The 3,480-nt window shown below is 59.9% G+C and carries 3 protein-coding genes; all 3 read right to left on the minus strand.

Annotated features, from left to right (window positions below; all coding sequences use genetic code 11):
* The coding region (locus AC1D1X_RS18705) for a pseudouridine synthase (protein WP_477698859.1) at positions 1 to 1,474 on the minus strand (1,474 nt) is incomplete at its 3' end.
* 3 nt (positions 1,475 to 1,477) lie between these two features.
* On the minus strand, positions 1,478 to 2,251 hold the full coding sequence (scpB, locus tag AC1D1X_RS18710) for an SMC-Scp complex subunit ScpB (protein ID WP_477698860.1): 774 nt from the start codon (positions 2,249 to 2,251) through the stop codon (positions 1,478 to 1,480).
* Between the two features lie 124 nt (positions 2,252 to 2,375).
* On the minus strand, positions 2,376 to 3,410 hold the full coding sequence (locus AC1D1X_RS18715; RefSeq protein WP_477698861.1) for an RluA family pseudouridine synthase: 1,035 nt from the start codon (positions 3,408 to 3,410) through the stop codon (positions 2,376 to 2,378).
* Positions 3,411 to 3,480: the final 70 nt, after the last annotated feature.

Raw genomic sequence — 3,480 nt, forward strand, 5'->3', positions numbered from 1 at the left:
GCCCCTGTCGCTGCCGGGTAAAAGTGTCCGCACCGATATAACCAAATGAAGTTTTCATCGGATCGGGCTGCGTTCCTCCGGCAGCTTTGTCACCACGGTCCTCTCGCCGTTTTTGCCCCTGCATACCATTGCCGTTGCCTTGCGGCTGGCCGGTCCGGAAGCCAACACCGGGATTGCCACCCTGGTTACGCCCCTTGCCACCGCGGCGTCGGTTTCCACGGGGTGCAGAATCGTTGAGATTCAGCGGCGGTTGCAGCTCATGTGGATCATGAATCCCCTGCTCGCCCTCCGATCCGCCTTGCGCCGGCGCTTGAGGTGGTTCGCTGTTTGGCGCTGACGGCCGCCCGCGGTCGCCGCGCTGGCGTTCATTTCTGCGCGGTCCCCGTCTCGGTGGTTCAACCCCGTCCCCATGAGTGCCGGCACCCTGCGCTCCCCCCGGTATTGCGCGAGATTCAGAACGGGTCAAAGCGCTTGTCAGGGCCCAGATATCGCGCTCATCGAGTTCGACAAACGCGCCGCGCTTAAGGCCGCGCGGGAGAACCATAGCCCCATAGCGGATGCGAATAAGGCGGCTGACAGCGTGCCCCACTGCCTCAAACATCCGTCTGACCTCACGGTTACGCCCCTCGGAAATGGTGACCTTGTACCAGCAGTTGGCGCCTTCCCCCCCTCCGGCTTCAATGGAGCTGAACTGGGCCATGCCGTCATCCAGATTCACACCTTCGAGCAGGCGTTTTTTCTCTTCGCTATTTAGCGCACCGAGCACACGAACAGCGTACTCACGCTCCAGGCCGAAACGCGGATGCATCAGCTTGTTGGCCAATTCACCCGAACTGGTCAGCAGCAGTAGGCCCTCCGTGTTCAAGTCGAGGCGACCGACCGATTGCCATTTTCCCTGGAACAGCTTGGGTAAACGACGAAAAACGGTCGGGCGGTTTTGCGGGTCATCATGTGTGACGACCTCTCCGGTGGGCTTGTGATAGGCAATCACCCTCGGCGGCGGCGGGTCGATACGCACCCGGATTGGCTTGCCATTGACTTTGACCGTATCGCCAAACTGGATGCGTTGTCCTATATGGGCAGGCTCGGCGTTGACCGAGATTCGCCCCTCCAGAATCAGTTGCTCCATCTCCAGCCGTGAACCCAGTCCCGCCTGGGCAAGCACTTTGTGCAGCTTGGGGGTTTCGGGCTGGGGCGCGAGCACTCGCTTGGGCAGTGCCAACGCAACGTCTTCCTCATCAGCATCGAATTGCCCAGTCACTACATCCTCAAATCGGATGGCACCTGGGGCTGGGGCGTTGCGGCCGGCTGAAGGCCGCGGCGCTGGAGCACGGATGGCTTGCGCGGGGCCGGACTCGGAGGGTGCTATTGCTTCCGGCAAATCTTGCACGGCTTGCTCCTCTATGAGCACTTTGTCCTGCGGCTCACGAGGTGTGTCCACAGATTCGGAAGCAGGAGGGTCTTGTTGGGTCATGATTTACATTCGGGTGGGCTCATCGCCACCGGCCTCATTGTTCTCAAGAGGCTCGGTATCACTGTCGTCAGCGACCTGTGGTTGCGTGTACAGAGTTGGCGCCTCGGCGATCTCACCAATCTCAAGCTCTTCAGCCGTGCCTGATACGGGCTCCGGCACAGCAGGTTCCAGCCGCTCAACATCTGTACCATCCATGTCCACCTCCGGCTTGCCCGCAAGTTCAGAGATGCCAAACTCAATCTGCTCGAGCATCGGAAGCTGATTCGGGCTRCCGTCCATCACAGGAAGCTGGTCCAGCGACTCGACCCCAAGGTCGTCAAGAAACTGCCGGGTGGTGGCATAAAGTGCGGGGCGGCCGACAGTTTCCCGATGGCCGATCACCTCCACCCACCCGCGGTCTTCGAGCTGCTTGAGGATCATGCTGTTGATGGTGACCCCCCGGATGTCCTCCATGTCACCGCGCGTCACCGGCTGACGATAAGCAATGATGGCCAAGGTTTCCAGTGTGGCACGGCTATAGCGCGGGGGCTTTTCGGGGTGCAGCCGGTCCAGATATTCACGCATCTGCGRCCTGCTTTGAAAACGCCATCCCGTCGCCACGTGAACAAGTTCCACGCCACGACCAGACCAATCGCTTTGCAACTCCTCAAGCACCAGCTTGAGGCTGTCCGCAGTCAATACCCCGTTAAACAGAACTCCCATTTCGCGCAGGGGCAATGGTTGCTGCGCGCAAATAAGTGCTGTTTCGAGGACGCGTTTTGCATCCGTCGTATTCATGATTGTGGTCGTTCCGAAAAAAAGCGGAAAAAAAGGCCGGGAAAACGTGGGTTCGGCGCTTGGCGCGCAGGGCACCCAATACGCAATCTCCTGATCAGGATGCCATGGTGCAGGTAGCTGAAAACTACTGGATTTGATTGTATATCAGGCCCAAACCGGCAATAGCGGCCTGAAGGTCGGCCGGAGGGTCTGACCGGAACTCCATCACTTTGCCAGTCACCGGATGCTCGAATGCCAGCCGGCACGCATGCAGCGCCTGACGCCCAAGCCCAAGAGCAGGAGCCCCCCCGTATAACTCGTCGGATACCAGGGGATGGCCAATGAAGGCCATATGGACCCGGATTTGGTGCGTACGACCAGTGTGCAGCTTGCATCTGACCAGGCAGTGCTTACCGGTGCTTTGGGACAGCGATACCACGGTGGAGGCCGGCTTCCCGGCGTTCCTATCGAGGTCCACCACGGCCATTCGCAACCGGTTGCGTGGATCCCGCCCAATGGCAGCTTCTRCCTGCCGGGTTTTCCCGCCCAGCCAGGCACCGTGGGCCAGTGCGACATATTCCCGGCTCACGTCGCGGGCGGCGATCAGGCCGACCAACTGGTCCATCACCGTCCGCTGCCGGGCGACCACCATCAAACCGCTGGTTTCTTTATCAAGGCGGTGAACAATGCCGGCGCGTGGCAGGAAGACGGCCTGCGGATCATGCGCGAGCAAGCCGTTCAACAAGGTCCCGCTCCAGTTGCCGGGCGCCGGATGCACAACCAGCCCGGCAGGTTTGTTGATCACCATCAGGTAAGCGTCCTCGAACACGATATCCAGCGCCATCGCTTCAGGCCTGAATGCCTGGCTTTGCGGCGTCGGACGCAACTCAATGGCGAGTTCATCACCAGCCTTGACCTTCGTGGATGTCTTGGTGACTGTAGAGCCCCCGAGTTTCACCATGCCTGAGTCGATCAACTGCTGAAGATACGTGCGCGAGAACTCGGGCACAATGGCGGCCAACGCGCGGTCGAGACGGCTGCCATGGCTTTCGACCGGGACAGCTACCTGCCGCAACTCCACCTCGACAGCCGTATCGCCCTCCTCCAGCGCCTCATCGGGCACCTCCTCAGGTGCAGTAGCGCCCGATATAATCAATTTGCTTTGTTCTGAATCAGTCATCAAGAAGGTCGATTGCAATGTTTTCCACCAAATTATCGGTTGTTCCCAATGCAATGCCGCTTTTTGCAGC

The organism is Polaromonas sp. P1_G4, assembly GCF_056405475.1.